Source organism: Ruminococcus sp. (assembly GCF_017650195.1).
Taxonomy (GTDB): domain Bacteria; phylum Bacillota; class Clostridia; order Oscillospirales; family Ruminococcaceae; genus Ruminococcus.
This window is the reverse complement of record NZ_JAGCFH010000223.1, coordinates 1-6,291: the sequence shown is the minus strand read 5'-3', so window position 1 is coordinate 6,291 and position 6,291 is coordinate 1. Positions and strand designations below refer to the sequence as shown.

Annotated in this window: 5 protein-coding genes, 1 tRNA gene and 1 pseudogene; 5 read left to right on the top strand and 2 right to left on the bottom strand. The window is 44.0% G+C overall.

Annotated features, from left to right (window positions below; translation table 11 throughout):
• Both J6U00_RS10265 and J6U00_RS10260 read left to right on the top strand, forming a co-directional pair.
• A pseudogene (locus J6U00_RS10265) lies at nucleotides 1-439 on the top strand (carbamoyl phosphate synthase large subunit); the annotation flags it as partial.
• A gap of 55 nt (nucleotides 440-494) precedes the next feature.
• A complete protein-coding gene (locus tag J6U00_RS10260) occupies nucleotides 495-1,196 on the top strand; it encodes a hypothetical protein (RefSeq protein ID WP_296581561.1) in 702 nt (233 codons plus the stop codon).
• 114 nt (nucleotides 1,197-1,310) lie between these two features.
• Here the strand turns inward: J6U00_RS10260 and mscL are convergent, their stop codons facing one another.
• Both mscL and J6U00_RS10250 read right to left on the bottom strand, forming a co-directional pair.
• Nucleotides 1,311-1,706: a large conductance mechanosensitive channel protein MscL gene (gene mscL / locus J6U00_RS10255; RefSeq protein WP_296581560.1), complete on the bottom strand. Its 396-nt coding sequence runs from the start codon at nucleotides 1,704-1,706 to the stop codon at nucleotides 1,311-1,313.
• A 40-nt stretch (nucleotides 1,707-1,746) separates the two neighbouring features.
• A complete protein-coding gene (locus J6U00_RS10250) occupies nucleotides 1,747-3,144 on the bottom strand; it encodes a zinc-ribbon domain-containing protein (RefSeq protein WP_296581558.1) in 1,398 nt (465 codons plus the stop codon).
• Nucleotides 3,145-3,675: 531 nt separating this feature from the next.
• Here J6U00_RS10250 and J6U00_RS10245 point away from each other — a divergent pair.
• The 3 genes from J6U00_RS10245 (at nucleotide 3,676) to J6U00_RS10235 (ending at nucleotide 6,242) form a co-directional block, all read left to right on the top strand.
• Nucleotides 3,676-4,800 carry a M15 family metallopeptidase gene (locus J6U00_RS10245; protein WP_296581557.1) on the top strand — a complete coding sequence of 375 codons (1,125 nt, stop codon included), beginning with the start codon at nucleotides 3,676-3,678 and terminating at the stop codon, nucleotides 4,798-4,800.
• Between the two features lie 448 nt (nucleotides 4,801-5,248).
• Nucleotides 5,249-5,947, top strand: a complete 699-nt coding sequence (locus J6U00_RS10240) for a hypothetical protein (RefSeq protein ID WP_296581556.1) — start codon at nucleotides 5,249-5,251, stop codon at nucleotides 5,945-5,947.
• Between the two features lie 219 nt (nucleotides 5,948-6,166).
• A tRNA-Thr gene (locus tag J6U00_RS10235) sits at nucleotides 6,167-6,242 on the top strand.
• Nucleotides 6,243-6,291 lie beyond the last annotated feature (49 nt).

Sequence of the window (6,291 nt, the reverse complement as noted above, 5' to 3'; positions counted from 1 at the left end):
TCAGGAGGCTACAAAGAACAAGCTTCCGCTGGAGGGAACAGTTCTCCTCAGTGTATGCGAAAGAGACAAGCCTGAGCTTGTTGATATCGCTAAGTCCTTCCATGAACTGGGCTTCCATATAATCGCTACAGGCAAGAGCTATGAGATGATAAAGGAAGCAGGCATACCCTGCGACAAGATCTTCAAGATCTACGAGGGACGTCCGAATATCGCTGATGAGATTGCAAACGGCGAGATACAGATGATAATCAATACTCCCGCAGGCAAGACCAGCGCTCACGATGACAGCTATATCCGTAAGGCTGCTATCAAGCACAGAGTACCCTACATGACAACTATGGCTGCTGCAAGGGCAAGCGCAGAGGGTATCAAGGCTATCAAGAACAACACACACCTCGGCGTAAAGTCGCTTCAGGCACATCACGCCGATATAAAGTAACAATAACAGTGCCGTCTTTTATCATGAGGCGGCACAAATGATATTGGGGATCAATATGAACAAAAAATCTTACAGTGAATGCAGCGATCAGGAACTGAAAGAAAGGCTCCTTGAAGCTGTGGATATGACTTATAACACAAAACTGGCTTTAAATGTGATAAAATGCTTGTTGATTGCTTTGGCAGTGACAATTTTACCTGCGATTATCCGCATTACAGACGTCAGACTGTGTTATCTGGCTGTCAGCGCGATATTCTTCGGGGCAGGAGCAGTTCATCTGAGGCATCATCTGAGCCGCGGACGCTTCTGTATAAAGAGCACGGCGGCGATTATATGGGGAGCTATTAGCTTTGCATGGGTGTGCAGATTTTTCCGTAGCTTTGACCGCATAAACTACCTTATGCATATATTCTTCCTGTTCTTCGGGATAGCTCTCATAGTGCTGAACTACGCTGACGCATGGCTCAGAAAGATACATTGCAGCATGGCTTGTGATATGAAATTCGCAAAGAACGAATACACAGGAAAAAGAGAGCCCACAGCTAATGTCGGTGATCGTACCGTAGTTTTTGACCAGGACGAGAATTTTCTCTCCCCTGGATACGGCGGAGTCATCAATTTTTTCATCAATCCTAAAAACGTCAGCGAGCTGTACTGCAAGGAGCTTTTCCGCTCCGCAAAGCTCTCCGCGTGGATCTTCGGTGGAATGTGGTGCGCTTTCGTAGGCGTATTCCTTCTTGCAATGAAATTTGCATAAGCTTAACGATGATCATATATGTCAAAAGCTCCTGCTTTTTACGCAGGAGCTTTTTTGTCTGAGAATAAAAGCCCCTATATCATACAGGGGCTTTGGTGTTGAAGCAGTATTTTTTTACTTCTTGTTCTGCTCTTTCAGAAGGTCTCTGATCTCTGTGAGCAAAACTTCTTCCTTCGGAGGCTCAGCAGGCTTTTCCTCTTCCTTCTTCTTGCCCATGTTTACGACTTTATTAACTGCCTTTACCATGAGGAAAATACAGAATGCCATGATGAGGAAGTTGATGATAGCAGTGATAAAGTGACCCCAGTTGAGGTACTGTCCAGTATCACCAAGCTTGATCTTGCCGGCAACTTCAGCGCCGCCTATGCAGGCGATAAGAGGATTGATGAAGTCCTCGGTAAGGGCTGTTACAATGTTTCCAAATGCAGCACCTATAATAACGCCGACTGCCATGTCCATTACATTGCCTTTGAGTGCGAATTCTTTGAATTCCTTCAAAAACTTCTTCATTTTTTACAACATCTCCTTGATAAGATATAAAATAGATTTATTAAATTTCCGGCAAGCCGGGAATTTCCACTTTATTTTTGGACTTTTTTGCCTTCATTTCTTCGGGTAGCTCTATGGCGTCTATCTCGTCGTTGTAGGTCCTTGCCTTTTTAGGCATAGCCTGTACGGCGCGATCCGCCTGTGCCATCATAGAACCTCTGCGCTGAGCTGCTCCTGCAGCTTCGAGATCATCGGCGTTAGCAGCCTTTGTACCGCCCATTATATTCCACGCCTTGCCCTTCTCGTTAGCTCTGAGTCCAGAAGCGTCCACCGCCTTTGTGGAGCCCATATAGTCTCTCATTCTGTAGTCCTCCTTAGCCCTGAGCTTGCTTGCGTCGCCGACCTCTGCGCTTCTCATATACATACTGTTTAGCTTTGAGGACTCGTTCTTTTTCAGTTCGCTTGCGTCCACAAGTGGAGTATCATTCATATACGGATTACCCTTTTTCTCAAAACGCTTCATGCCATCGATCTCATCTCCGCGCTTGCCGAAGAAGTCGTTAGCATTATCCATTTCAGCGTGCTCTGTAGCCTTTCCGCCATCGAAAAACTCCCAGAAATCATCTGGCACCTCTACCTTTTCCTTATCCTCAACAGGAGGCGGAACAGGAGCCTGTGTAAATTGTGCTGCTGGTATACCGCTCATATTCGGTACAGACTGCATACCTGCTGCCGGAGCGGCTCCCTCGGGAAGCTCTCCTATATGAGACGGCTGAGCATACATCATGGGCTGACCGTAAACAGGCATACCATTCTGATCGTAGCCTATTATCTGTGGCTGGCTGTACATCACCGGCTGACCGTAAACAGGCATACCGTTCTGATCGTAGCCTATGAGCTGAGGCTGGTACATCATCGGCTGACTGAATACAGGCATACCGCTTGCCTGCTGCTGAGAAACAGCCTGTGTTGAAACTGCTCCCTGAGTTTGCGGAATACCCTGCATCATGCCCTGGGGCTGGGGAATACCCTGCATCATCCCCTGAGGCTGTGGTATGCCCTGCATGACACCTGGCTGACGGAGACCGCCAGCATTTTGGAACTGTGCCTGTCTTACAGCCTTGGATTGCTCGGGCAGAGTTACTCTGCCCGTATCGAGCTTGGGGATAAACGGCTCGTCTATATCGTCAAAGCTGCTGAAATCGAACTCTTCGTCGGTATCGTTGAGCTCAGCAGCTGTATATAGGTCTGAGGAAGAATCCCTCGAAGAAGTATCACTTATGGTGAAAGTTCCGCTTCCAAGGGTAAATCCGCCAGTCGAAGGATCATCTTCGGAATGATATCCGCCCATATCGACCTGTTCAATGTTAATATCCTGCGGATTGTCAAGATTGGTTCCGCATTTTACGCAGAACTTGAAGCCCTTTTCATTGTTAGTTCCGCACTGTGGACATTTCATAAACATCACTCCTTTAGGCGAAAATACAGAAAAACCGCAGAGCCGGAAACATAGGCAGAACGACCGTTTTTGTCAAGCCGCCCCCCTAACAGCTCTGCTATCATACACTTTCACAATTATATTATACCATTATGTTAATGGATTTTCAAGGGGTTTGATAAAAGATTGTGCAATACTGTGCTAAAGCGCCATAGCTTTTTGTATACAATAACGCTTTATGTCGCTTTTATGAGCTTTCAAACGATTAAAAAAGATTATCCTGATGCGTCCCACCCTTCCTCCCATTGGTGAATAATAACAGATAAACCGACTATATTGTTATGTATATACCGCGATTTTACAAATATAACCCCAAACTACTATATTTTCACAAAGAAATATGTTATAATGTAGTGTATCCTTAGGGGACCTTTATTCCGCCCTCGACGGATATGTTTCATTTATGAAGAACAGGCTTTCAGTAAAGAGAAAAATAAAGAACAAAAGTAAATCATTGCAAGCTGAAATATGACAGCGGATTGGAGAATATCTATGCCCAAGAAAAGGATTAGCAAAGAAAAAAGTATAAGGCACGCCAAAACTACGACCGAGGTCGTTATAAGCCTTATACTCCTCGGAAGCTGTGGTCTCTTTGTCAAGAACGCCTTCACCGACGTCACAAAGGTGGAACAGTCACCATACTACGACAACAAGGATATACCCGAGGACAACATGACGCAAACTACCGAACCTGATCCAAATCAGGTAATCTTCGAGACTCTCACGGTTGATACTACCGATAAGTTTTACGGTGATCTTATACTCGTAAACAACGATCATCAGTATTTCTACTCAGGAAACGAGGATCTTGTGAACATCTACGATATGAACGCTGAGAATGAGCGCAGTTTCTTCTCAGTAGTAGACTCATCCTATACCATACTCCGGCAGGTATATGAACCTATGGCGAAAATGATACAGGATTTCTACAACATATACTACAATGACACCCTGGAGATCTACGGCTCCTACCGCACCTCAGAATTCCAGCAACAACTCTACGATCAGGATCTTGCTTCAACAGGAAACGAAGAATCCGACCGTGTTGCCCGTGCAGGTTATAGTGAACACGAAACAGGTCTCGCCTTTGACTTCACTGAAACCGTGAACCACGACTATAACGGTGATGGCGACTTCGCATGGATAAACGCCAACTGTTACAAATACGGCTTTATTGTACGCTATACGCGTTCCAAGGAGAGCGTAACAAAATTCCGCGACGAACCGTGGCACTTCCGCTATGTGGGCATACCACACGCCTACTACATGGACACTCATAATCTCTGCCTTGAGGAGTACATCGACCTTTTGCGCAAGCACCCCTACGAAGGCGAACACCTTGAATTCAGCTATGAGTCCACAGATTATGAAATATACTTTGTCGCTTCCCACGACGGTGAGCTAAAAACGAATATCCCCGTCCCTAACGGCACAAGATATGATATATCCGGAAATAACGTTGACGGCTTCATAGTTACGGTATACAAGGGTCAGAAGCCTCTCGTGGAGGAAGTACCCACAAAGGAATTTGAGGACGTTTCAGACCAGATAAGCGGCTCTGAGGAGTTCTCGGAGGAAGATAACGAGGAAAACGATGACCAGTCAAGCGACTATTGATCTGCTCTCATCAACTGCCTTATGGCTGACTTAGAAGATTCAAAAATTATGAATAAATATTCACTGGGTAGAAATGCAAAATGTACTTCTACCCAGTTTTTTATGTATTTTATGGCGTGTTGCACAAGTTGACGTATATAATTTGATAATAATTGTGCAATAGATAGAATCGTAAATTTTATATCACAAATGCTCGGCTGTATATCGCTTTTAGCCTATTTAAGGCAATCTCGATAATTATTCATTCAAACACGAATGCTCTGTTAAATATGGGGCTGTATATCAAGGACTGCCTGTTATGGCGGATTTCCACGACTGGTCCTACCATTGGCATTGATTTGACAATATCATTCCATCATGCTATAATGCATTTGTCAAGAGGTTCATGTGACATCTTAATAAGTTGTTGTGAACCTAAAAGACACACATGATTTAGGAGGGTTTTATTATGAAAAAAGTATCATGTTTATCAATTGCTCTTATCTGCCTTGCTTCAGCTTTGACAAGCTGCAATCTCAAGTTCCAGACATCAAGCAACTACGAATCAGACAACGAGAAAGTATCCGCCGTTACAGAAACAGTAAAGTCAGAAAAAAGCTCAAAGGATTCCAATAAGACAGGCTTGGACGGATTTTATGGTAAATGGCAGTGTGAAGAACTCGAAACAGAGGAGGGTAAAACAGACAATTTATGGGGTGCAGACGCTTTTACTCTTTTCCAGATTGAGATTAACAAAGACAATACTGGCTCATTCTTCTCTTTCCTCACCGCAGGCTTTTTAGGCTCAGAGGAGCCTCTGGACATCAAGTGGAAAAAGATGGACGAGAACACCATTACATTTACAGTTATTGATCCCTACGAGGGAACTACCAATAATGAGGATAGTCTTATAGACGAGGACGAGGTCATGACTCTCATAAAAGACAGCGATAAGCTTATCCTTGATATGTCAAACGATATGTCCGTGTTCAAAGCTTATCTTGCAAAGGTAGACAGCTTCACTCCAATTCCCGAGGATACAGAGATGTCCTTCGACTTATCAATAGGCGCAGACACTGATATCGATTTATCTGACGAAAATTCCTACGATTTCGAGTTCGAGATTAAAACCGAGCCTACTTCAAAGGCACACTTAAACATTTATTGACCTCTTTTGGAATAATATGTAATAATAGAAATGCGACAGTCTTTTCTGCCGCATTTCCATTTTGTAAAGATTTTTCTTGACATTAATTCACCTTTGGTGTATAATAATTATGTTGTGAGCGCCTTAACAGCCTAACGGTTTAACTCAGTTATACTTGTTAAGTACAGTTGCAATGCTACTTATTTATAATTTTCAGGACGCTTATAAACTAAAATAACTGCTTGTGTAGCACAGCTGGTAGTGCAGCTCATTCGTAATGAGCAGGTCGCAGGTTCGAGTCCCGTCACAAGCTCCAAACAAATGGCTTAACCACGCGGTTTATGGACTGCGTGGTTAAAATTTTA